The sequence below is a fragment of the Spirosoma harenae genome, from assembly GCF_054776975.1.
Window position 1 is genome coordinate 113536 of sequence record NZ_BAAHBD010000030.1, and the last position, 23759, is coordinate 137294.

Consider the following 23759-nt stretch of genomic DNA (forward strand, 5'->3'; position numbering starts at 1 on the left):
TTAGTGGCTGGCACATGTATTCTATCCACCTTTAGACAGGAATACGGGCGGGTCGGTCGCAATTACCCCATCCTACAACCGGTAGCCAAGCTGTAAGCCAATCAGGGAAAACTATACGCTTCTTTGATGTTGGCTAAACCGATACGCGTCGTTACTGTCGTCCGGGGTATGATCGTCCATGCATACTCCAGTGTCACAGGATAGCCAAACTGTACTTGTTTCACCGGTTAGGGAACAGCTTCTAAAAGCTGGATGGAACCCTACAGGAGGCAGACAGTCTTCAGGGTGATGAAATGAGGGTACCTGGAACCGGACAGCTTTTGTACGTTTTCGGACATATAGCTACTACTTATTAGATTATGTTTCTGAAAATAAACCAGTTATAAAATTGGCATTTTATTTGTTCAACAACTAGTAAAGAAATATGCCTTTTTTAGTCCATTTGGTATGAGTCGAACCTATCTGGGGGAGTTTGAAGAGCTGGTCTTACTCGCCGTGGCCCTCCTGCAACAACAATCCACCGGAGCCTATGGCGTCACGATTGCCGACGAACTCAAGCAACGTACCCAACGAACCACCTCTGTGACGGGTGTGCACGTGGTCCTGTATCGCTTAGAGGAGAAGGGCCTTGTTGCCTCGGTCTTAGGCGGAGCCACCCTGGCCAGGGGTGGACGGCGTAAACGCTTATTCACCCTGACAGCAGCTGGCCAGCAAGTACTAAGGGAGATGCGTCAACTCCGGATGGGATTTTGGGAGGCCTTACCCATCCCTTTCTTTTCCTAAGCCATGGACAAGCTTTCTCACAACCCAACACCTCAGCGCCGAACGTCGTTGGACCGCCCGGCGGCCCGGCCGCCCCGCTGGGCCGACCATCTGCTCAGTTGGTTGATGCCCCCTGATCTGCTGGAAGAGTTGCAGGGAGATCTGCACGAGCAATTTGCCCAGCGAGTTGACCAGGTCGGTTCCTGGCGAGCCCGTTGGTGGTATGGTCTGGAAGCGCTGAAGGTCATTCGCCCCTATTACCTACGGCGTCGAGTAGCCAGCCTGGCCAACCCGCAAACAGATTTTTTCCCGAAGCGACGGGCAACCACCCATCCTTACTTTACCCCTGAATATCCCTCATCAGCTCTAATCAATCCGGATATGATTCGCAACTATGTTAAAATCGCCTGGCGCACTCTGTGGAAAAACAAACTTTTTTCAGTCGTCAATATCATGAGCTTGTCACTGAGTATGGCGGTTGGCGTTATTCTGTTTACAGGCCTGAAAGCCACGTTTGATACGGACCATTTTCATCCGGAATTAAATCAACTCGTGCGGGTACTCACCCAAGAAACAAAAGAGGGGGAACAAACCAAATGGGCAACCGCTCCATTGCCATTGGCGAATCAACTGGAGAAAGTTTCCTTTGTTGAAAAAACGGTTAAAGTACGGCTGGCAGGAAAACATAACCTGCAAACCGATAAGGGTGATGTACCGATTGACATAAAATTTTCAGAGCCTTCTTTTTTTGATGTGTTTGGCTTTCAATTATTGTCCGGTAATGCACAAAGCCTTGCCACTAATTCCACCACCCTTTTTTTAACCCAAAAAACAGCCGAGAAACTATTTGGCAGCACCAATGTCTTAGGCCATACGGTTCAAGTTGAAAATTTAGGCTATTATACCGTTGGGGGCATTATCCAGGACCCGCCTTTAGCAACCCATCTGCCCATTGAGGCTATGTTATCAATTCGTGCTGCTGAACTGCTTGAAAAAAAAGGAGCAATCCCTACTACTTCACAAGATTGGGGAGGCTTCAAGAGTTCAGCCATTTATGCCCGTTTAAAATCAGAAGGTAATGTAGAGCAACTGAATGCAACGCTCCAGACCTATAATCGGACATTGGAGAAGAGCCATCTTCAATTTTTGGCGCAACCCATCGAAGAGATTACCCCTGGAAAGATGGCTATTAAAAATAACCCCAATGCGGGTACTAGTTGGGAAGACGTAAAAACGCAGCTATTCATCATTCTGTCGTTAACCCTGTTAGCGGCTTTTAATTATATCAGTTTGGCCTTAGCGCGGGCTTTCTCCCGGGCGCAGGAAGTCGGTGTTCGCAAAACCATAGGCGCAACAAGAGGACAAGTTATCGGTCAATTTTTAATGGAATCGACCCTGGTTGCCCTGTTTGCTTTGGCCTTTACAGTGCCCTGTGTTAACATTTTAGCCCACTATATTCCCGATATGGATGATGTGACATTCTCCTGGGATATAGCCTTAGTAGTAGGCTTGATAACTTACGCCGTTATCACAGGCTTAGTCGCAGGGGCCTTTCCGGCCTGGCTATTGTCAGCGTTTCAGCCTATACAGGTTTTGCGTAAAATGAAGACGATAAAGCTATTCCGGGGAGTTGCTGTTTACAAAGCGTTACTAGTCGTTCAATTTTCGGTGACCATCCTGTTTATGATCTTGGTTGTCATCGTAGCCGATTATGATCGAAAAAACAATGCAATCATCCGTTCAACCGTGCCATCCAATGTGCTGACACTGGATGTAAAAGGTGAACACTATCAAAACCTGCAGGCCGAAATAAATGCGTTAAGTCAGGTAGAAACGACGTTGGCCACGAACTGGTACTATGAACCCATTAAAATGGGTAAAGATTCGGTAACGCTAAACGATAAAACGCTGGAAATAAATTACGTAAGTATAGATCCACGAACAATCGAAACAGAAGGTATCCGCTTACTGGCTGGGCAAAATTTCCCTAAGCATATGCCCCAACGTACGGAGCAATATGTGTTAGTGAATGAAGCTGCCGCAAACTTATTGGCATCTAAATCGGAAACCTTGGTGGGGCAAAATCTCTTGCTGGACTCTGCCTCTGTACAAGTCATTGGCATCATACCGAATGAGCTAATTGGCCAACAACTCCCTTTGCTCTATCGGTATTTGCCAACTGAAATAACCACCTTGACCATAAAAATAAAGCCAAATACAGAACTGGAAGCGACCAAAGCCATTCAATCGGTATGGAAAGACCATTTTCCTCAGAAAACAGCCAATCTTTATAACTTAAAAGCGTACCGTTATTCAGGAGAAATCAGTGGAGAGATGGAAATTTTTGGTGGCTGTGCTCTGATTGTTATGATCATTGCTGCTTTGGGCATTTTAGGCATCGCCAGTTACTCGGTAGAAACGCGCACGAAAGAACTGGGCATACGGAAAATATTAGGCGCAAACGATATAAAATTGGTGTGGATAGTTACCAGGAATTTTGGCCTTCTTATCCTACTTGCCGGCCTTATTGGTGTTCCAGCTGGTTTGTTTTGTGGTGATTTACTACGAAAAGAAATGGGCAGTTATCTTGATTTGGGGTTTATCAATATAAGCATAGGCTTTGGGTTGGTTGCTATAGTCGGGCTACTGACTGTCCTATCCCAAACCCTTCGAGCGGGGCAGATTGAACCGGTAAACGTGTTAAAAGCAGAGTAAAAAAGCGAAAACTTCGTCGGCAGGGTGGGACGACGGCGAGACGAACACATGCTGCTAACAAAACAGTTCTGCAGTGGCCGGTGTAAGCGATAAGTGTGTATAGCCAGCTGAAAATGCACAAGGGATTCATTTATTACTATCTACATCAGCTAATTAGCCTGATGCTAGTTCATTACTGCCGCTCGTTATGTTAATTCTATTGACGGAAAATGGATAGTGAGCCCCTTCAATCACAAAAAATGGCTATGTAAACATAAGACGGCGGTTTAGGGGCAATCAAAGCGATCTATTGGAAACGGCTACTCATAATGCAGAATGTGCCTAAAGCTCGCTAAATCAATCCTGAAAGGGACCGTTAGCTGATTAATCAAGGGAGTTAATAGCCTAAGCCTAACTATCACCAAGCCGATAGGTTAGCCCTATAAATTAACGCTTGGCGAACCATTAAAAACTCAAGGCTATGATTTTAAAAATGGACCGGTTGCCTATTGAGCTACCCATCCCCAAAAACCCTTCGGCAAACGATGCCGCAGCGATTCAGGAATTACTGGGTGGCAAATTCGGGGAGATGTCAACCCTGATGAACTACACCTTTCAATCCTTCAACTTTCGGGGTCGTAAGAAAATACGACCGTTCTATGATGTAATTGCCAGTATTGCCGGAGAGGAATACGGCCACATCGAAGTAGTGTCCTACGCGATTAATTTACTCTTGACGGGGGTCACTAAACGAGGGCATGATCCGGTTCCGGCTCCGCTGGCTGATGCCGTCAACGCCCGCAACACCTATCATTACATTGCCAGCGGACAAGGGTCATTGCCGGTTGATTCGATGGGCAATTTCTGGACGGGGCAAAATGTATTCAGCAGTGGCAATCTAAAGCTGGATCTCCTGCATAATTTCTTTCTTGAATGCGGGGCCAGAGGCAACAAAATGCGAGCCTATGAAACCGTATCTGATCCGACGGCGCGTACCATGGTGGGTTACCTGCTGGTCCGAGGAGGGCTACACATTGTCGCTTATGCCAAAGCGCTGGAAAAGCTAACCGGCGTTGAAGTCACCAAGCTTTTACCGATTCCTGACCTAAGCAATAATGCGTTTCCAGAGGCCAAAAAGTTTATGGAGCAGAAACTGCACTTATCGCTGTACACCTTTAGCCAGGAGGATTATAAGCAGGCTGGTCTGATCTGGAATGGCCCTCATCCGGATGATGGACAGGAATGTTTTGTCGTAGAAGGACCTATTCCAGGCTATCCAGTGCCGGATCTGGAGGAAGAACCGCAGTTAAATGCACCGGGTGCTGATGATTTTGACCCTCAGGTGTTTGCTGATATGGCCAAGAAGATGGGCATTAAGTATGAGTGGTAGTTGGTTTACGTACGTAGGCATTCAGCAGTCAATCCTACTGGATTGGCTGCTGTCGATAAAGTGAATTCGGTATCCTTCTGCATTTTATCAGAAACAATTCTACTGATGAGGCTAGTATTTATTTCCTGCAAGAAGTGAGAGCCTCCGATCCTACTTTCTGATTCGTTACACATCCGGGAGGATTAAGGAGAGATTGCCTTACTAGTCTTAAGTTACAGGTCTGGAAATGTATAATATGAGTCCAGCGTCGCAGGGATGCTTTTCGGTCATTGTTCATCAAGCGATCGGACCTCATCAATATCCCGGGTCATCAGCCGACGAACGGACTAGTCAACGGAATTGCTTTCCAGGCCGGAATTGGTAACTCCTTCACGCTGAACCGACCAAATAAAGCGTCATGAGTGCTTTATCTACCAATACTTCCTGTTGACGACCGGCTTGTACCGCTTCACCTAAACTTAACTTCTTTCAGCAATGTTGGTCTGCCAATTTTGGGGAAACAACCTGTAAACGCAGCGTCCCATGAACCGCATTCTATATTCTCTTCCTGTTCTTGCCGGGCTCCTCTTGCTGACCTGTACTGCCCCCCAACCCATTGACCCGACAAATCCATCCAACGACCCAGACGATGATAAGTTAGGTGTAGTTACTGAAGTGGGCAAACCGATTGGTGAACCCACCTCGCAACGAATCGGGCCGGAAGGTGGACAACTGAATGTAGCCGATGGCAAGCTTACGCTGGTGTTTCCAGCAGGGGCCATTCAGCAGGAAACCACCTTTACTGTACAGCCGGTTGAAAACAAGGCTCCGGGCGGCACAGGTAACGGCTATACCATTGAACCCAAGGCGGTGAAGGTAAACAAACCCGTACAGGTGGTCTATCACTATGGCCCCAATGATTTCCGGGGGTCGGCTCCTGAACTGGCCGGTATTGCCTACCAGGATGCCCAACAGGTGTGGCAGGGCCGCATTGACGTGACCGTTGACAAAGCAGCCCGGATAATCAGTACACCATCGTTAAACTTATCCCATCCAATAGCCTGGTACGAGCAGTACTACTTAGATTATGTGAACACAAAGTTAAATCCGGGCGAGAAAGCAGTCATTCAGGTCCGTTTTCAGAAAGGTCGCAACGACAAGACCGCCAATCAGCTTACTCCATTGTCAGACCCCGAGCCGATTGACTTTGTACTGACTAGCGATGAAGTTCGTAACTGGCGCGTTAATGGCGTTTTGCAAGGAAAACCGGGGCAAGAGCCAGACCCTGTTTCCGGCTACTTTACCCCCGAAGCGGCCGGAGCTGAGGGGACGTATTATGCCCCTAAAAGTGTCCCTGCCAAGGCATTTAATCCAGTTGCCGTTAGCGTAGAACTAGACCGGAAAGATAAAGGCGTCATTATTCTGGTGGCGAATTTTGAGATCGATGGCCAAAACTGGATGGTTATCGATGGAAAGAAGTACGAAAATGTTGACGTAACCGCGAGCTACGATCCTGAGGGCCATGTACTGAGTGGAGCGATGACGGTTCGCCCGGACCCCAAAACGCCCGACATACGGATTGGCGTATCGTTTCTCATCCGCGACTACCAGCTATCGGGCGAGTATACGATTAAACGAGAGACCGATGGTAGCAGCAAATGTATCATCACAGCGAACGATGGTAATCCAACGGGTGGCACGTGGGCGTACGCCTACCTGCACAATCCGCCACCTTATGGCGTGTGGGGACCAGGTAGTGTGACCATCCTGGAACATGGTGGCGCCTATGAGCCATCTGTAAAGGGTATATTTCAGGCCACTCTACACAATGACAAAGCAAACGATCACCGCACCATTACGGTACGTGGTGCATTTAAGACTGCCCTGGACAATTAAGCGGCCACCCGTACCCGGTATAGGCTTTCTGCCCTGGTTGGCATCGATCCAGTAGGAAGATCCTTATGAAGAGCACCGGGAGGTAGTTTGGTTATGCCCATAAATTAGTCTACTCCTTTTGGGAGCTGGTTTCTGTCAAGCTACCTCGGAAGCAGTGCAAAGAATGTCTTGGCAAAGTCGGCTCGTAAATTCTTATCGAGGTACCTTTCAGCCATACTACCCAAGATCTCAAAAAAGGTCCCTCCTTGAGACGGGGGCAGTCTCACGATCAGGGAATAGGGTGTTTAAAAAGACGTTGAGTTGGCAAGAATTGACGGCGTTCTTAAGCGAAAAAGGGAGCCTCTCCCCGATAAACAAACGAATAGAAACAGCCCATCAGCTAACTCCCTAAAGAACTAGCTGATGAGCTGACGTTGAACAAACTCGATTAAGTCGACTCGATCTATTTCAGGCCGCCTTCGATACCTTGTTATATTGGCTTATTAACTTACTTTCAGCATGATCAACCGGACGACCGATCGGTTTTATGACCAAACCAGTGCGTTAATTCAAATTGCCGTTGACAATTATTTTAAAATAATCATCTCGAAAACGCCCTTCCTATAGCCATGTCCCATTTGTGGCGTAGTTGATTACTTTTACCCGACCGACCCTTACAGTGCCCCATCAGTTAAGGTGCCTGCAGGATCGGTCGCACAGTATTTGCCTCCTGTTGAATCATTAGCCAGTTTGTAGGCCCATTACGGCTTTTTGGCCGGGGTAGAATAGGGCGGATTCGTTACGGATGGCCAGGGTTCCTTTTGCAGCAATTTCAATGCTTCCTCGACCGCTTTTTCCAGTTGCAGATCATGTCCGGTAGAGACGGCTATTGCCGATATTTTTTGTTCTATGTCTGGCGATACGCCCATGTTCTCCGCCACCCATTTTTTCGCCATGGGGTCAAAAATGGCGTTATCGGGGGCCGTCATTTCACCATCATCCACGAACGAATAATGTACCGACGACTTCACCAACCCTCCCCAGGTACGCGTACCGATGAGCGGACCTACTTTCTGCTGGCGGAATATCCAGGGAAAGAAGTCTCCGCCAGATCCGGCCAATTCATTGATTAATAGTACTTTGGGGCCAAGTATGCCGGCTGGTAACCGCATGGCTTTACCGGCAGGAACCTCATTGGTGATCGAAGCCCGTAGCCGACGTACCATCAAATCGACCATGTAATCATCCAGAAGACCTCCTCCATTAAAGCGCTCGTCAATGACCGCTCCTTCCTTATCCTGCTGGGCAAAATAGTAGCGATTGAAACTATTGAAACCAGCGCCGGCCGTGTTGGGTACCCAGACGTAGCCTAATTTTCCTTTCGATAATTCCGCTACTTTCCGCCGGTTATCTTCGATCCAGGCAAGCTGACGTAACGCATTTTCTTTGGTCGTTGGCTGCACACGAATCGGCCAGGCACCCTGGGTCGTGGGTTTGGAATTTACCGTCAGGATGGTTTGTAAATTAGCCGTACCATTTAGCAATTCATAGGGATCTTTATCGGCCGTTAAGGGCTGTCCATTAATGGCCAGAATATAGTGGCCTTCCTCTACTTTCAGGTTCGGCTGCGCTAATGGAGCAACCAGACCAGGATTCCAGCTTTCGGTGGTGTAAATACGCTTGATTTTCCAGCGGCCTTCCAGGGGGATCAGATCAGCCCCTAATACGCCAACCCGTGAGGTATCTAGCTCCGGGTAGTCGCCCCCAAACACAAAACTATGGCCTACCGATGTTTCGCCCCCCAGTTGATCGAGCAGATAGGTAAGATCGGTGCGATGTCGGATATAGGGAATCAGCGGAGCGTAGTCGTTCCAGACGGCCTGCCAGTCTCTACCATGCATGTTTCGGTCATAAAAATAGTCGCGTTGATACCGCCAGGCCTCGGTAAAGATCTGTTTCCACTCGTCGAGCCGGTTCAGTTCCATCCGCAAGGTCATGGCTACGGTCCCTTCGCTAGTGCTGGGTGGTTTGGTGGTCGACACCACCCGCCAGTCGGAACCGGATTTAAACAGTAGTTTTTCACCATTGGCCGATACGGCATACTGAGAACCAGATTTGACCAGATCTTCCTGTTTCTTATCGGTTATCGTGTATTTGCTCACCGATTTACCGGTCGAAATAAGCAGCGTGCCTTTAGGACCCGCCAGCAGTGCATCATAACTACCTACGGGAATGGGCATGGCAATAATCCGCCGATCCAGGTATTTCCAGTCAATTCGTACCTCTTTGAGAGCGGTTGTGTCCTTAGTAGCTGCTTTACCCGGTTTTTTAGGCTTTTCCGTATCAACTGACTTACCAAGCAGAACAGGCTTGTTGCTGGTGGTGCTATCGGGCTCCTCATCCGTTTTAAGCGGAAAGGGATTGGGTTCATCCTGTCGCAACAGCGTAATGTATACCCCAAATGTTGGTTTGGCCTGTTGCGAGCTGGTATTGGCCCAGCCAGAACCCAGGGCGGTATTGGTGCTGGCTAAGAAATACAGGTAGCGGCCGTTCAGATCCCAGGCCGGGGACATAGCGTCGGCCATGGGGTCGCTCAGGGGCTGCGTTTTTTTACTGCTTGCCGACCAAACCATGATATTCCTAAAATTATTGGCGGCCGATTTGGTATAAGCCAGCCATTTACTATCGGGTGACCAGGTAAGGCCCATATTGTCCCGGTCCAGATTAGAGCCGCCCGTATCAATGGTGGCAATAGCCCCCGTCGATAATTCGAGTACTTTAACTTTAACCGCGTTATCGGTAAACGCAATGAATTTCCCATTCGGTGACCATACCGGATTCCAGCCTAGTTTGCTCTCGCCGATGGCTATTTTACGGGGCTCTTTAATGCCTTCCTGATCGCCGATGTAGAGCGCATACCCTTGCCCATCTTTATCTGAGAACCAGGCAATTTCTTTTCCATTGGGCGACCAGACAGGTCGCCGGTCAGCGGCATTAGAGCTTCGTGTCAGGTTTCTGGGATCTCCGTTTTCAACGGGTATGGTATATATTTCGCCACGGGCTTCCAGCAAAATTCGTTTACCGGTTGGCGAGAGGGACGCGTTGGTGGCCGCCTTGGTAACCACTTCCGAATGAGTTTCGGTCCAGGGAAAATCGCCCGTTACGGTGATAGTCAATTGGGTACTTTGACCCGATTGGGGATCCAGCAGGTGTACATAGCCGTTGTGTTCATAAACCAGTTGTTTACCATGGCCATCCAGCCATTTAATATCACCGTTGGTTAGGCGGGTTACCTGCCGGATCGCTGCCGTAGCGGGATTATAGGCCCACACGTTCATGATAAAGTCACGGTCTGAGAGGAAATAAATCTCATCGTTGAGCCAGATCGGATGGATGTCGATGCTACCAGTAGTTGGAATCGACTGCTCGGCTAAGGTTTTCAGATCCAGTATCTGCAACGGCGTATTTTGCCCACCCCGATAATGCCGCCATTCACTATCCCATCGGCTGACCCGGTCAAGGACTAGTTTGCTTCCATCGGAAGCGTATCGCCCATCGAAACCCCAGGGAGCCGATAGGAGGGTGGAAGGGCCGCCTGTAGGGGGAACTATCCATAACCGATTGTAGCCTGTAGGGGCCGTTTCCCGACTGGAAGCATAAAGAATATGCTTACCATCGGGCGTCCAGCCTCGAGGATACGATGGAGCTGGATACCAGGTAAGTCGGACTGGACTACCGCCCTGAGCTGGGACAACATAGACCTGCGCAATGCCAGAGCGGTTCGAGCTAAAGGCAATCCACTGTCCATCCGGGGAAAAGTGGGGATTTTCTTCAATTGCGGCCGTACTGGTGATTCGTCGGGCTTCTCCTCCCTCTTTGGCGCTTACCCAGATGTCCCCTCCGTATTCAAATGCGATTTGTGAAGCACTAATCGAGGGTTGCCTGACTAAACGGGTGCCCTGTGCCTGGGCGGACTTGTTGAGCTGGAGTAGCAGTAAGCTTAGGCAAAGTGTTACGATGTGTTGTGTTGTTACCATTGTAAAAAAAATAGCTAAAAGAGGCTGACGACAGCTAGGTTTGGTATTGCTAAATTGATCGCTAAAATTAAACGATCCCAACAAGAGGGGCTATCCGGTTTGGGTCATAAACTACTCCGTTTGGGACAGTCCCCTTACAGACTGACAAAGAGTTATCATTTTGCCATTGTCTTATGGCTGAATCTTATAAAAACCCTCCCTTAGCCGGACACCGACGAAAGCACCTTCAGCCATTCATTAACTAGTTTTGCTTGCTTGCTGGCCATCGTGCTGAAAACCCAGAAAACATTCAATTTCGCCTTTCCCTTTTTGGGTCGCATAGGGTAGCACCAATTTAGCTAACAGGGTGACATAGTGGCGGATTTGGTCGGTCTCGTTTAAGTGACGAAACGATAGGCTCGCTTCTGAAATCCAGAAACGAGCTGTTAGGGTGCAAACCGATACCAGAAAGTCAAGATCAGCCTCCGCGGTCAGATACCCCGACTCCTGGAGCACGATCAGGTTAGCTACGATTGAAGAATAGCGCTTTTTTTCCGTTTCCTTATAGCGTTCCGACAGGACTTTATTCCGGTCCATCAGGTGCACGATGCTGAGCAGCAGGCAACGGTATTGAACATGATGCCTAAACACGAGTCGAAACCGCTCCAAAAAGGAAAATAAATTAAGGGGCTCCTCGAGATGAATGCCTTCGTTTAACGAGGATAAATCTTGGGCTAGACGGTTCACCAGGTCATCTTTCGTGGGAAAGTAGTAAGTGATGTTGCCCACCCGGATCCCCAGCGCAGCGGCTAACTCGCGCAGCCCAACGTACTCAATTCCCCGTTCATTGAACATTTCTAACGCTTTAGCCACAATTTTAGCTTCTCTAGTCATCTTCTGCTTTAGGACAATGTCCTAAATGTAGTACGTTTGTAAAAACAAACAAAGCAATGACTATTTCATATCCTCATACGATTCAAAACTGCCTGGGCGAGACGCTTACGTTTCTCTCGGTTGAGACAAGCCTGGATGGCGATAAAGTGCTGATTGAAAATCAAGTAGCCCCCCAATCAGGGCCACCCATGCATACGCATTTTAAACAGGACGAAGAACTGACGGTTGTATCAGGCTTGCTGGCCTATCAGCTACCAGGTCAGCCCATCCAGTATGCCCAGGCAGGAGAACGGATCCTGTTCAAACGCGGCATACCCCACCGCTTCTGGAATGCCGGAGAGACTCCCTTGATCTGCCGAGGATGGGTTCAGCCGGCCAATAGCATTGTTTATTATTTATCGGCCATCTATGCGGCCCAGAACAAATCGGGTAAAGCCCAGCCTGAAGCTTTCGATGCGGCTTATCTGTTGAGTCGGTATGCGAGTGAATACGAAATGGCCGATCTGCCTGTATTTGTCAAAAAAGTGCTTATTCCCTTGACCTATCTGACGGGTCGACTCCTGGGGAAATACAAGCACTTTGCGGATGCGCCTGCTCCATTGCCTTAATACTGCTGTTTGTTAAGGGGTTGATGCATTGGTTGGATGAATTCGTCTGATCTTGCCAGTAAGAAGCTACTTGGACCTGCTACAGTTGACTGGTCATTACGTTAAGTGTAATCGAACGTAGTGAACCAGGAAGACCAGCAGACAGTACAATCGCTAACGAAGGCATTCAGCGTTAGGCTATCTTTCCCCTTTCGAGTATTACAGCAGGCAATGTCAAAATGGGGCTTCAAGATTAGTCCAGTGTTTTGTTGCAAGTCCACCTTCAACTAGCTACTATTTTTCAACCAGATCGCAATCCGTAACCAAGCCCTCGGCCGTCAGATGGACGAGGATATAGGTGTCCGGCTGATTGGACGTCAATTGATAAGTTACTATTTCGCTTACGTCGCTTCCATGACGTTGAATGCCACGGCCTGCGACGTTTTCTGAATGAATAAATGTTAGCGACGTCAACGTTTCCGGTTCTCGCATTCCTTCGGCAAAATCGCGTTTGGCTCCCAACGTGAGGCCTGATGCTTCTTCCAATGTTTTACCACCTTTAATCATGGCCTGCAAAGCCGCCCTGATTTTGGGTGTGCGTGAGGGATCTGGATCGGCATTGGGTTGATGGGCATCTGCAAGCGGCCCAATACGGGGTACTGTTCGCTCGTACTTTTGATCATCGTCTTGAAGCTTGAAGCCAGTCACATTTCCGTTAGCACCGGTAATGAAGGTCACCGAAACATTGCGGTCCGTCGATGTAAATTTATTGGTAGCGACGGGCACAAATTCTTCGTCGATAAAACCATCTTCTAAGGTAAAAAGCCTCTGATTATCAGCCGAAAAAGCGACCATTCGATTGTTGAATAATTCATATCGACCCTCGAAAGCCGTTAGCGTTTTGGCATCCACAGCTACCGCGGCCGGTTTAGCCCTCTTTACAGGAAATCCATCCCAGTGGTAATAGTCAGCGATAAAATCAACAATCCTACCCATCATATGCGAGTTATCATTCGCATTGATCATGATCACAATGCCTTGTCCCTTGGCCACACTAGCGGTAAGTAACGCATCAAAACCCTCGTCGCGCCCAGTGTGGCCGAAGCGAAGCGTTGTACTGTCACCCTGCAAAAAAACGCCCAGTCCATCCCTGTTTTTCTGATCGGTCAACAGTTGGCGGGTCATGGACTGGGATAACATACTTCCTGATTTTCCAGCATAAGCTTTCTGAATACTAATCGCGAATCGGGCCAGATCGGACGGCGTAGTCCACAATCCTGCGGCTGCCATCTCCGGATAAATGTGCCAGCGACCTTCCACTACACGTCGATTGTTGTAGTGGCCAGTTGCCGTCAATTTTGCCAGTTCTGGAGCTAAAGGTTGTTGGTAAGTACTATGTTTCATACCCAGTGGCAAAAGCACCTTATTTTTCATGAATTCGGGAAAGCCAGCGCCCGTCACATCTACCATCAGTTGTTGCATGACGGTATACCCGCCACCTGAATACCGCCAACGGGAGCCCGGAACAAAGTCTACGCGAACCGGTGGTGTATTGGCTGGTGCTGTCCCATCCAGAATCTGAACAACCGAAGGGATTTTGGCGTCCACAGCATATCCCGGGAATCCGTGCACGGTAAGACCAGTAGTATGACTGAGTATCCCGCGCAGGGTAATCTTTTTGTCCTTTATGAATTCATTATCAGGAACTTTCCAGCTTTTAAGTTTTACGTTGACATCCTCATCCAGAACAAGTTTATTCTGTTCAACCAGATACAGAGCGCCCATAGCCGCAACCGATTTACTCACCGAACCAGCCTGAAACAAGGTGCTCGTCGTGACACGCCTCTTTCCCTGCTTATCAATAAATCCATATGCTTGAGCCTTCAGAATTTTACCGTCCTGAATGATAGCTAGAGATAAACCGGGAATACTCCGCTTCTGCATTTGGCTGCGGATAAAATCGTCCAGACCATCCGCGTGGACATGAACGCCAATGAATAGAAGGAAAAGAAATAGAAAGAAGCGTTGGTTTTTCATGGATGGTTTGGTCGGAATGGCGAAGCAAAATTGGAGCAGTATCTACAAACACCGTTCGTTTAGTTCCTTTTTTGTTTTGCCGATTTCACCAAAGCTAGACGGTATTATCCTTGCGTTTGTCAGGGATCGGTAAAAGAAGGTTAACGAAACGTAAAAGAAAGTTAACGAGACGTAAATGCCGTTTTTATGGACTGCTATGGATTTTGGCCTCTACGTAGTTGGATATCCTGTACAGTAATGTTGCCCATACAACTGTCTTACAAAACGCCCCATCTAAGATGAGGATAATTTTAGCCTGTAAGGCGAATAGGGGTAGTCAGTAACAGACGGCTAAACCACCAATATCGCTTCATTTCACCGAGCCAGTCGATGAATGGGGCCGCTGAGACGAATAGATTAGTTGTTCTATAGACAACTCGTTACTTTAGGGATTCATTTGACAAATATTGTCTGTTTACTCCATGTATCCATGACCGGTGATCAACCCTATTTTGAGCCAACCCAACCCCTCAATCAGCGACTTGATCTTGACTTTGCCCTTCAAGCCGCCGGGCTGGGCGTTTGGGAGCTGGACCCAATTACCCAGCAAGTCGTCTGGGACGACCGTTGTCGGGAATTATTTGGTCTGGCTAAGCATAACAACCTATCCTATGAGCAGGCCATTGGCTACATCCATGGGGAGGATGTCGAGCGGGTCAATCAGGCGGTGCAACGGGCTGTGAGCCCTGAATCGAATGGCCTCTTTGATGAAACCTACCGCACCCTTGGAGCCGATGATGGGCAGTTGCGCTGGGTTCGCTTTTATGGCCGAAGTTACTTCTCGCCCACTGGTGAGCTCTACCGCTTTGCTGGGGTGGCTCAGGAGGTCACCGGGCAGATACTGACTCAGCAACGGGAAGCGGCAACCCGTCAACAGGCCCACCGCCAGCAGCGGATCAACGAGGCCATTACCAGCAGCACTCCTGATCTGATGTACGTTTTTGACCTCGATTACCGGTTCATTTACGCCAATCAGGCGCTGCTGACTATGTGGGGCCGTAGCTGGGAGCAAGCCGTCGGAAAAACGCTGTTGGAAAACGGCTATGAGCCCTGGCACGCCCAGATGCACGAGCGGGAAATTGACCAGGTGGTGGCCACCAGGCAAGCCATCCGGGGGGAAGTCGCGTTTCCGCATGCCATGCTGGGCAACCGAATCTACGACTATGTCTTTGCCCCGGTGCTCAACGAAAAGGGGGAGGTGGAGGCCATAGCGGGTACGACTCGTGACATCACAGAGATGAAGCTGGCTGAACAGACAGTGCGTGAGTCGGCTACCAACTACCGGCTGCTGTTTGAGTCCATGCAGGATGGCTACACGGTTTGTGAGGCTATCCGCAATGAACAGGGGCAGCTGATCAATTATCGGTTCTTGCAGGTGAATGCCGCCTTTGGTAAACTGACGGGTCTGGATCCGACTCAAACGGTGGGCAAAACGGCGAGGGAGGTCTTACCAGCGCTGGAGTCGAAGTGGTTCGAACGATATCAGCAGGTCCTGGATACCCGTCAGCCGATCCGGGTAGAAGATTATGTGCCCTCCTTCCAGCAATGGTATGCGCTGACGGCCTTCTGGTTCGCCGATGAGCAGTTTGCCGTGCTGTTTGATGATGTTACCGAACGCAAACGCCAGGAACTGAACCTGGCTTTTTTAGCCGATGTCAGCCAGGAGCTGGTCGGGCTGACCGACATTGACCAAACTATTGCCTTGCTAGGGGAAAAGATTGGGAGGCATTTCGGGTTGTCACGGTGTCTGTTTGTGGAGATCGATGAGGCCCAGGAGGTCTGTTGGGTCAGCTACGGCTGGGGGCAGGAAGGCGCCGTGGCCATTCCGGGTAGACACCGGATTGGCGACTTTATCAGTCCCGAGTTTCAACGGGCCTCGCGGCTGGGGGAAACGGTGGTGATTGACGACGTATTCGCCGACCCGCGTACCGAGGGTGAGCAGTATGCCGCCTTTCAGATTGGGGCAATGGTGACCGTGCCGCTGCTGCGGGAGGGGGAGTGGTATTTCCTGTTAGGCTTCTACGACACCAAGCCGCGTCAGTGGCGGGCGGACGAGCTGGAGTTGATGCGGGAGCTGACCATGCGTATCTGGACACGGGTTGAGCGGGCACGGGCCGAAGCTGCTCTGAAAGAAAGTGAACAACAATTCCGCCTGTTAGCCGACGCCTTGCCACTGGCCATCTGGGTGACCGATTCAGCTGGCAACGCCGAGTTTATGAACAAGTGGTGGGCTACCTACAGCGGTATCCCGTTTGAGCCCATTACAGCCTGGCAGGTGGCCATGGATAGCTTACATCCCGAAGATGTTCCCCGGCTGGTAGCTGCCTTCCAGCAGGCCATGCAACAGGAGAAGGGGTTTCAAATTGAACAGCGCAACCTGTCGGCTTCGGGGGCGTACCGCTGGTTTTTAAACGTGGGCGAGCCCTATCGCGACCCCAAAACCGGGCAAATCACTAAATGGGTGGGTATGGGTGTTGATATTGATGACCGGAAGCGGGCAGAGCAGGCCTTAGCTGAGAGTGAGAGCCGCTACCGCACCTTAGCCGCTGACCTGGAACAGCGCGTGGTTGAACGTACCCAGGCGCTAGAGCAAGCTAATCAGGATCTTACCCGTTCGAATGCCAATCTGCAGCAGTTTGCCTACGTGGCCAGCCACGATCTGCAGGAGCCCCTGCGCAAGATCCAGTCGTTTAGCAGTTTATTGGCTCAGCAGTATGGCCATCAGCTGGATGAGCAGGCGTTTAGCTACCTAGACCGTATTGGCACAGCGGGTAGTCGAATGTTGACGCTGATCAAGGATTTGCTGGCTTACTCGCGCATCTCGACCCGTCAGCAGACCTATGGCCCGGTGTCGCTGGGGGCCATTATGGCAGAGGTGATTACTACGCTGGATTGGGCGATGAGTCAATCGGGGGCTGATCTCCGCCTGGATGTGTTGCCGGTGGTCAACGGCGATGAATCCCAGTTAAGTCAGCTGTTTCAGAACCTGATATCGAACGCCCTTAAGTTTGTGTCGCCCGGCCAACGTCCTCAGATCCGAATTACGTATGCTCAGCGGGAATCGGGTGAGTTACCGGCGGATGTGCAGCCGGGTATAAACGTCCCATTTTATCACCAGATCAGTGTGATCGATCAGGGAATCGGGTTTGATGAAAAATATGCAGATCGTATTTTTCAGGTGTTTCAGCGGCTGCATGGCCGAAACGAGTATGCAGGCACGGGGGTGGGGCTGGCCATCTGTCAGCGGGTGGTGGAAAACCACGGGGGCGCTATCCGGGCTAGTAGCCAAGTAGGGCAGGGTGCCTGCTTTGAGGTGTACCTGCCCGCCTAGCGGTGAGGATTCGACCTGTGTTGGCCAAGCCGTTAGTCCGCTGGCTTGTCGTAACGTCTTACTAAAGGTTACTCGTTGCAGCTAACGCTCCTAGTTGCGATGTGTGGCGACTTTCTCAGTTAGTAGCCAGGGAATAGCCATATTGGTAGATAAATTAATTCGACGACATGGCGGGATTTTATAGGAAACTGAGCTATTTCCAATTCAGACAAACAAATTTCTGTATAGCTCACTTGTTAACTATATATTCCGGGAAAAAGCCTGATTTTAATGATTGAGACCAATAAAACCATTTTAGAAAAAGCCAACATGGCTATCATGCAAGGTGACCATGAAGGATTTCTAGCTCATTGCACGGAAGATACCTACTGGGAATTTGTTGGGGAAAGAACGTTACTGGGAAAGGAGGCTGTTCGGCAATGGATGGCTACTGCCTATGCAGAACCCCCTCAATTTATGGTCGACCAGTTCATAGCGGAGGGCGATTTTGTGACAGCCATTGGTCAGATCTGCCTCAACGATGAAACGGGGGAGACCGCTACCTATTCTTACTGCGATGTTTGGCAATTTCGGGACGGCAAAATGGCCGAACTGAAAGCGTTTGTCATTAAAGCATAGTATCCCAAAAGGCTCCTTAGCGATACTATGCAGGTATTAAGTGGCCTATCATCTAACAGGGCGTTTTCAAGAAATTAACTACCCGACTTGTATCTTTTCTTCCGTCCAATAAAAGTGCTGGGGTATATAATTCCGGGTAGTTTCTAGCTTCAACGATTAGTTTATAAAATTATGTTACAGGCAAAAGTCGAGTTTTATTCACAAGCCGACCATTTGCTTTTCTGCTTCTGCCATTCGATTATTCCATACCCAATAAGTAATCCATACTCCAAACCCACAAGAGGCAAATTCTCATTATACGGATAGGTTTGATAAGCTCCGTATGACAGTATACTCAGTCCCGACCAGATAAATGGATATCGAAACGGCGTAAACAGGCTTACTGCCAACAGTGAGGCAATATACCAGGGGTGAACCGTTGTGGATAACAGCCAGTATAGACTCAGCGTCAGTAGTAATCGAATCGGTAGTTTATTAGAAGATGCCTTACTTGGGCTCCAGACAGCAATGGCAATCGTACCAAAAGCAATCAAGACAAACAGATATTGACCCGCTTCTTTGATGATGCTACGTCCTGTAAGTCCAAAGCCAACGGCCCGAATTATATAGTAGATACTGGCATTGAATTCGAACTTTTGGAAATAAAGATCCAGACTGCTGAACACATTCCTCACCAGGTTTATATCAATAAACGGTACGAAAAGCACTCCTATAAACCCCAGAGTAATTGCACCGTACACGAATCCACGTTTCCAGCCTACGTATCGAATCAATAGCGGGACAAAGAGTAGCGGCAAAAGTTTCGTGCCAATACTTAGCGCTAAGGCAAAAGCGGATATTCTCCATCGTTTCTGCTGATAGAACCAAACAGCCAAAAGGGCGAAGAAAATCATGACAGCCTCATAATGTAGGTTACCCGTCAGTTCCAGAATCACCAGTGGATTGAGACCGTACAACAAGGCTAGGTTTGGATTTTGACCCAATCGACGTAAGAGTTTGGGTAACAGCCATAGCGTACCAATTTCTGCCAGCAGAATCGGGATACGTAAGCCAATCACATTACCTAGTAAATCATGGGGTGAAATCAATACAGCAAGCCCAAATAATGCTTGATTGACGGAGGGATAAACCGTAAAGTAATTGGGCGAATTTAAACTCTGGTACAGTGAGTCGGTTAGTCCAGCCGTTGCCGCTAGAGGGGTATTGATAATCTGGTTGGGTAAATAGAGATATGGGTTATAACCGTTGGCAACCAGATGTCCATCCCAGATGAATCGAACGTAGTCATCCGATAGGTTCGGAATTACCGCCAACAGACTAACCCGGAATAAAACGGCCGCGAGAAAGAGAAACCGGTCAGGCTCAGGTTGAGTAGTTGACGCGAGTGTTGCTTGACCAGAGACGGACCACATCGGCCGGGTAATCCGAATGTATCCCCAGAAGGTAAGTCCATATAACAGAATCAGGAGGTTAAACTGTGGCCGGGCAATACCATAGCCTATTAAAGTATATAGAGCTAATGAAAGAAATAGCCAGCCAATCCGGAAGGGATTAATCATGGCTGTAAAACCGTTACGTTCGGTGCTACGTTCGTTTCTTTAGTCCAGCTATGCGCGAGCGTGTAACCGATCACCAGGCTATACCCAATGAGCAGCAAACCATGGAAAACAATCAGTGAATAGTCGCCTAAATATAGTCCCAGGCCAATTCCTGACAGAAAATATAGACCAAGTCCAATTTCCGAAAAAACAGATTTAGGAAACGTTTTCTTTACGTAGACATTGCTGGACCAATCGACAGGCGTTGTCGTACTGTTGAATTTTGGCGTACGCACGAAAGGCGTCTTTTTTCCGAACAGGCCTTCCAGTACAGCCAGACTGTTGTGTAACGACAACCCTAGCATAACGGAAATAAAGGTAGGAAATAGCCAGAAAAATCGGACGGATCGGCCAACGATATTGGCTTTTGTTTGAGGATCAGTTATGCTTTGCTTTATCTCAGCTTGGTAGTAAGAAACTCCGTAAAAGAGGGTTGAAATGAGGGTCGCCAATAAAAATAATTTTGATAGTTGATGACTGATGGCTGCCCAGTCGGGGTGGCGGTGGTGAATCCATAAAACAGGCAGACTCAGTATAGCCATACCCAGAATAAGTACTAACAGGGAGCTATTCAACAAATGAAAACAGGCCTGAATTTTTTTTCGAACGGAGATGCCCGATTTCTGCCATACCTTTCCCAAAAGCTTCCGACTGCATTCGGCTGGCCCTTTCATCCATCGATACTGCTGCGATTTAATTGCATCCATCGTAATCGGCAGTTCAGCTGGCACGCCAATATCAACCCTGTAAATGATTCTCCAATCATCTAGCTGCGCGCGGTAACTTAAATCCAGATCTTCGGTCAGGGTATCCGCTTGCCAGCCACCACTAGTTCGTATCGCTTCGCGACGCCAGACACCGGCCGTTCCACTAAAATTTAAAAATAGCCCGGTGGCATAGCGGGCATACTGCTCAATAAGAAAGTGAGCATTTAGCCCAAAAGCCTGAATCTGAGTCAGCAGTGAATAGTACTGGTTTGTATGCAACCAGCGAGTCTGCACAACGCCTACGTCGGGCTGCGTGAAACTAGGCAGCACACGTAATAAGAAATCGGCATCCGGTAGAAAATCAGCATCGAAAATCGCTACGTACTCGCTATCGGTGAGGTCAAGTCCATAGGCTAGGGCGCCTGCCTTAAAACCAGACCGATCCGGTCGGCGGATGTGTACCAGCGGAAGACCTGTTTTTTGATAGACAGCGACTTTTTTAGCAATTAGCAACGTAGTGTCGTCAGTCGAATCGTCCAGAATCTGAATGGTCAGCTTGTCCAGAGGATACCGCAACCGGGCGACGGCATCAATCAGTCGATTCACTACGTATAACTCATTGTATATGGGCAATTGAACCGTGATCGAAGGCAGTTGATCCCAATCGATAGCGGTGTCAGGAAAGCGCTCATTTTTCAAACGCCATCGACCGTATACGTACCGAATAAGTAGTCCCAACTGACCGATGCTGAACAGAACGACCAGTAGAATCAACAGGTTGTAAAGAAAAAGAATGAATAGCTCCATTACGTCAATTCCAGTACACAATTAGCACTGGATTTACCTGACTACCAGTATTTAAAGATGGTTGTCAGGATTTTATAGCCCGCTAGTACCGTACCCTTGATCGTACCCGAAATTTTTGAATGCCCGATCCGTTTTCGATAACTGACAGGCACTTCGGTTGTTTTACAGCGCAACTTGGCAGCTTTTAGTTGCATTTCAACGGTCCATCCGTAGGTTTTATCCTGCATGTTCAGGGCCACTAACGTATCAAACCGAATGGCGCGGAAGGGTCCCAAATCGGTGTAATGGACGCCATACAGCCGACGTAGCAACCGGGTAGCCAGCCAGTTTCCGAAGAGTTGTTGGGGTGTCATGGAACCCCGTTGCCGGTTACCCAGCGCCCGCGAACCAATCACTAAATCCGCTTTCTGTTCCAGAATTGGCGCAACGACGCGAGGCAGTTCTGCCGGAAAATCAGAATAGTCGGCATCCAGAAAAACAATGATGTCGGGTGTAGGCTGACGTTGTTTCGCGTAGGCGATACCCCGCAAACACGCACGCCCATACCCTTGGATTGGTTCGTCGAGCACGGTAGCGCCAGCGCGGGCCGCTTCAACGGCGGTCTGATCGTTGGAATTGTTATTGACGACAATAATTTCCTGTACAAGCTCAGCGGGTATTTCACGGATTACCTGCCCAACTGAATTTTCCTCGTTGAAGGCGGGTATGATGACGACGATTAGTGGCTGATTCAAACGTAGCGTGGCAATAAGAGCGAAAAATAGAGGTGACGTATCATAAAGGCTGACCTGTTTTCTGAAGATAAGCCTCATAATCAGCCCATTCGTCGATGTCAGTTAGTTCTTCGAGCTGGGCGTAGGTTAAGCCATGCTGTAAAATAGCTAATTCTGTCAACTGTCTCAGTTCGGGCTGGCTCCAGGGCATATCCTGAAATAAAAATGGCTGAAGCTTATTCATACCCAGCAAATAATACCCACCGTCGGTAGCTGGACCGATAACCACATCCACGGTATCGAGGGCTGTAAATGCATTATGAATATGGCTGGAGGTTATATCAAAACAGTCACTACCAATAATGACTACTTTTCCGGCCCCAGCCCGGAATTGTTCCTCAAACGCACTGTGCATCCGCTCACCCAAATCCATGCCCGATTGTTGATACTTAATAAACGGATTCCACCCATCATCGGCATTCACAAAATCACCGTAGTAGACAGCGCAGCGCCCTTTAAACTCAGCTACCAGATTTTGGGTGTACGTCAACAGGTGTTGGTATACGTCTAGGGCTTTACCATCACCCACCGTCCGGGCAATGCGGGTTTTCACCTGACCGGGAATGGGATTTTTAACAAAAACTATCAGTTGCTCTTCTGCCATAAATAATACTAACAAAACAAACGAACAATCGGTCACTGAAACCGTGTGATTAACCCTCAACGCTTATCTTGCGAAAAAGATAGCCTAACATCGTTTATGACCATCCTTGAACAGATTCAGCAGACAACCCAGTTCATTCAATCGAAAACGCAACTTACCCCTCAAATCGGAATCATTCTTGGAACCGGTCTTGGTGCACTGGCGCAGGAGCTAACCATTGAGACGACATTATCCTACGAATCGATTCCACATTTCCCGCTGTCGACAGTTGAGTTTCATTCCGGGAAATTACTGCTGGGTACGCTCGGCGACAAACCGGTAGTCGTGATGCAGGGACGGTTTCATTTTTATGAGGGCTATTCCATGCAGCAAATTACGTTTCCGGTACGGGTTATGCACGCGCTGGGCGTTCGAACGCTGCTGGTTTCGAACGCTGCCGGTGGAATGAATCCCGCTTTTCAAACTTCTGACTTGATGGTCATTGACGACCATATTAGTTTGTTGCTCCCTCAAAATCCGCTCGTAGGGCCAAACCCGCCCGAATTTGGCGACCGTTTCCCTGATATGAGCGAACCGTATAACAAGTCGTTGATCGACAAAGCTTTTGCTATAGCTGATGAACTCGGTATTCGTCTCCAGCGTGGCGTTTACGTCAGTGTAACCGGGCCTCAACTCGAAACACGGGCTGAATACCGAATGCTTCGCCAGTGGGGTGCCGATGCCGTGGGCATGTCGACCGTTCCGGAAGTGATTGTCGCCAATCAGATGGGAATGGCCGTTTTTGGTGTATCGGTCATTACCGACATGTGCATACCGGAAACCCTGGAAAAAGCCGACATACAAAAAATTATAGCGGCTGCGGGTGCGGCAGAGCCCCATCTAACCCGGTTGATGCGGGAGCTAGTCGGTCAACTGTAAGAACCTGTTTAATTTTTTATTCGAGAGCGTTTTTTGTCATTCTGACCGGGACGCCGGAGCGGGAACGAAGAATCTTAATGTATCATCACGCACAACTAAGTAAACATTAAGATTCTTCGTTCCCGCTCCG

At 48.9% G+C, this 23759-nt stretch carries 16 protein-coding genes; 8 read left to right on the forward strand and 8 right to left on the reverse strand.

All coding sequences use genetic code 11. The features are described from left to right. Nucleotides 1-101 precede the first annotated feature (101 nt). Nucleotides 102-224 carry a hypothetical protein gene (locus ACYVE4_RS27195; RefSeq protein ID WP_461043551.1) on the reverse strand — a complete coding sequence of 41 codons (123 nt, stop codon included), beginning with the start codon at nt 222-224 and terminating at the stop codon, nt 102-104. A 223-nt stretch (nt 225-447) separates the two neighbouring features. Between ACYVE4_RS27195 and ACYVE4_RS27200 the strand changes: the two genes are divergently transcribed. From ACYVE4_RS27200 to ACYVE4_RS27215, 4 genes are all read left to right on the forward strand, one after another. Further along, the gene (locus ACYVE4_RS27200; RefSeq protein WP_461043553.1) at nt 448-783 is read left to right on the forward strand and encodes a PadR family transcriptional regulator; all 336 of its coding nucleotides are present in this window, start codon (nt 448-450) and stop codon (nt 781-783) included. A 3-nt stretch (nt 784-786) separates the two neighbouring features. Then, nucleotides 787-3477 (forward strand): permease prefix domain 2-containing transporter, encoded by a 2691-nt coding sequence (locus ACYVE4_RS27205; RefSeq protein WP_461043555.1) that lies wholly within the window; start codon nt 787-789, stop codon nt 3475-3477. Between the two features lie 460 nt (nt 3478-3937). Then, nucleotides 3938-4846, forward strand: coding sequence for a manganese catalase family protein (locus ACYVE4_RS27210; RefSeq protein ID WP_461043557.1), 909 nt, complete (start codon nt 3938-3940; stop codon nt 4844-4846). 522 nt (nt 4847-5368) lie between these two features. Continuing rightward, nucleotides 5369-6721 carry a hypothetical protein gene (locus ACYVE4_RS27215; protein ID WP_461043559.1) on the forward strand — a complete coding sequence of 451 codons (1353 nt, stop codon included), beginning with the start codon at nt 5369-5371 and terminating at the stop codon, nt 6719-6721. A gap of 740 nt (nt 6722-7461) precedes the next feature. Here ACYVE4_RS27215 and ACYVE4_RS27220 read toward each other — a convergent pair. Both ACYVE4_RS27220 and ACYVE4_RS27225 read right to left on the reverse strand, forming a co-directional pair. Further along, nucleotides 7462-10737 (reverse strand): S41 family peptidase, encoded by a 3276-nt coding sequence (locus tag ACYVE4_RS27220; protein WP_461043562.1) that lies wholly within the window; start codon nt 10735-10737, stop codon nt 7462-7464. Between the two features lie 237 nt (nt 10738-10974). Continuing rightward, nucleotides 10975-11610, reverse strand: coding sequence for a TetR/AcrR family transcriptional regulator (locus tag ACYVE4_RS27225; RefSeq protein ID WP_461043564.1), 636 nt, complete (start codon nt 11608-11610; stop codon nt 10975-10977). Between the two features lie 56 nt (nt 11611-11666). Here ACYVE4_RS27225 and ACYVE4_RS27230 point away from each other — a divergent pair, with 56 nt between their 5' ends. After that, nucleotides 11667-12218, forward strand: coding sequence for a cupin domain-containing protein (locus tag ACYVE4_RS27230; RefSeq protein WP_461043566.1), 552 nt, complete (start codon nt 11667-11669; stop codon nt 12216-12218). A gap of 273 nt (nt 12219-12491) precedes the next feature. Here ACYVE4_RS27230 and ACYVE4_RS27235 read toward each other — a convergent pair whose 3' ends face one another. After that, nucleotides 12492-14234: a serine hydrolase gene (locus ACYVE4_RS27235; RefSeq protein WP_461043567.1), complete on the reverse strand. Its 1743-nt coding sequence runs from the start codon at nt 14232-14234 to the stop codon at nt 12492-12494. Between the two features lie 469 nt (nt 14235-14703). Between ACYVE4_RS27235 and ACYVE4_RS27240 the strand changes: the two genes are divergently transcribed. Further along, nucleotides 14704-17604, forward strand: coding sequence for a PAS domain-containing sensor histidine kinase (locus ACYVE4_RS27240; protein WP_461043568.1), 2901 nt, complete (start codon nt 14704-14706; stop codon nt 17602-17604). Nucleotides 17605-17874: 270 nt separating this feature from the next. Next, nucleotides 17875-18222 (forward strand): nuclear transport factor 2 family protein, encoded by a 348-nt coding sequence (locus tag ACYVE4_RS27245; RefSeq protein ID WP_461043569.1) that lies wholly within the window; start codon nt 17875-17877, stop codon nt 18220-18222. A gap of 194 nt (nt 18223-18416) precedes the next feature. Here the strand turns inward: ACYVE4_RS27245 and ACYVE4_RS27250 are convergent, their stop codons facing one another. The 4 genes from ACYVE4_RS27250 to ACYVE4_RS27265 are packed head-to-tail and all read right to left on the reverse strand — an operon-like array spanning nt 18417 to nt 22711. Next, complete coding sequence (locus ACYVE4_RS27250; protein WP_461043570.1) at nt 18417-19781, reverse strand: glycosyltransferase 87 family protein; 1365 nt, start codon at nt 19779-19781, stop codon at nt 18417-18419. Next, on the reverse strand, nt 19778-21334 hold the full coding sequence (locus ACYVE4_RS27255) for a glycosyltransferase (RefSeq protein ID WP_461043571.1): 1557 nt from the start codon (nt 21332-21334) through the stop codon (nt 19778-19780). The genes ACYVE4_RS27250 and ACYVE4_RS27255 overlap by 4 nt, the downstream gene beginning before the upstream one ends. A gap of 41 nt (nt 21335-21375) precedes the next feature. Further along, nucleotides 21376-22068 carry a glycosyltransferase family 2 protein gene (locus ACYVE4_RS27260; RefSeq protein ID WP_461043572.1) on the reverse strand — a complete coding sequence of 231 codons (693 nt, stop codon included), beginning with the start codon at nt 22066-22068 and terminating at the stop codon, nt 21376-21378. Nucleotides 22069-22108: 40 nt separating this feature from the next. Beyond that, nucleotides 22109-22711, reverse strand: a complete 603-nt coding sequence (locus ACYVE4_RS27265) for a TIGR04282 family arsenosugar biosynthesis glycosyltransferase (RefSeq protein ID WP_461043573.1) — start codon at nt 22709-22711, stop codon at nt 22109-22111. A gap of 96 nt (nt 22712-22807) precedes the next feature. Here ACYVE4_RS27265 and ACYVE4_RS27270 point away from each other — a divergent pair, with 96 nt between their 5' ends. Then, nucleotides 22808-23629, forward strand: coding sequence for a purine-nucleoside phosphorylase (locus tag ACYVE4_RS27270; RefSeq protein ID WP_461043574.1), 822 nt, complete (start codon nt 22808-22810; stop codon nt 23627-23629). The last annotated feature ends 130 nt before the right edge of the window (nt 23630-23759 follow it).

Bases quoted from the DNA above. Each gene is read 5' to 3' on its own strand.
- ACYVE4_RS27200 (WP_461043553.1), top strand. From the start codon at position 448: ATGAGTCGAACCTATCTGGGGGAGTTTGAAGAGCTGGTCTTACTCGCC.
- ACYVE4_RS27210 (WP_461043557.1), top strand. From the start codon at position 3,938: ATGATTTTAAAAATGGACCGGTTGCCTATTGAGCTACCCATCCCCAAA.
- ACYVE4_RS27245 (WP_461043569.1), top strand. From the start codon at position 17,875: ATGATTGAGACCAATAAAACCATTTTAGAAAAAGCCAACATGGCTATC.
- ACYVE4_RS27265 (WP_461043573.1), bottom strand. From the start codon at position 22,711: ATGGCAGAAGAGCAACTGATAGTTTTTGTTAAAAATCCCATTCCCGGT.
- ACYVE4_RS27205 (WP_461043555.1), top strand. From the start codon at position 787: ATGGACAAGCTTTCTCACAACCCAACACCTCAGCGCCGAACGTCGTTG.
- ACYVE4_RS27230 (WP_461043566.1), top strand. From the start codon at position 11,667: ATGACTATTTCATATCCTCATACGATTCAAAACTGCCTGGGCGAGACG.
- ACYVE4_RS27225 (WP_461043564.1), bottom strand. From the start codon at position 11,610: ATGACTAGAGAAGCTAAAATTGTGGCTAAAGCGTTAGAAATGTTCAAT.
- ACYVE4_RS27220 (WP_461043562.1), bottom strand. From the start codon at position 10,737: ATGGTAACAACACAACACATCGTAACACTTTGCCTAAGCTTACTGCTA.
- ACYVE4_RS27235 (WP_461043567.1), bottom strand. From the start codon at position 14,234: ATGAAAAACCAACGCTTCTTTCTATTTCTTTTCCTTCTATTCATTGGC.
- ACYVE4_RS27240 (WP_461043568.1), top strand. From the start codon at position 14,704: ATGACCGGTGATCAACCCTATTTTGAGCCAACCCAACCCCTCAATCAG.
- ACYVE4_RS27215 (WP_461043559.1), top strand. From the start codon at position 5,369: ATGAACCGCATTCTATATTCTCTTCCTGTTCTTGCCGGGCTCCTCTTG.
- ACYVE4_RS27255 (WP_461043571.1), bottom strand. From the start codon at position 21,334: ATGGAGCTATTCATTCTTTTTCTTTACAACCTGTTGATTCTACTGGTC.
- ACYVE4_RS27270 (WP_461043574.1), top strand. From the start codon at position 22,808: ATGACCATCCTTGAACAGATTCAGCAGACAACCCAGTTCATTCAATCG.
- ACYVE4_RS27250 (WP_461043570.1), bottom strand. From the start codon at position 19,781: ATGATTAATCCCTTCCGGATTGGCTGGCTATTTCTTTCATTAGCTCTA.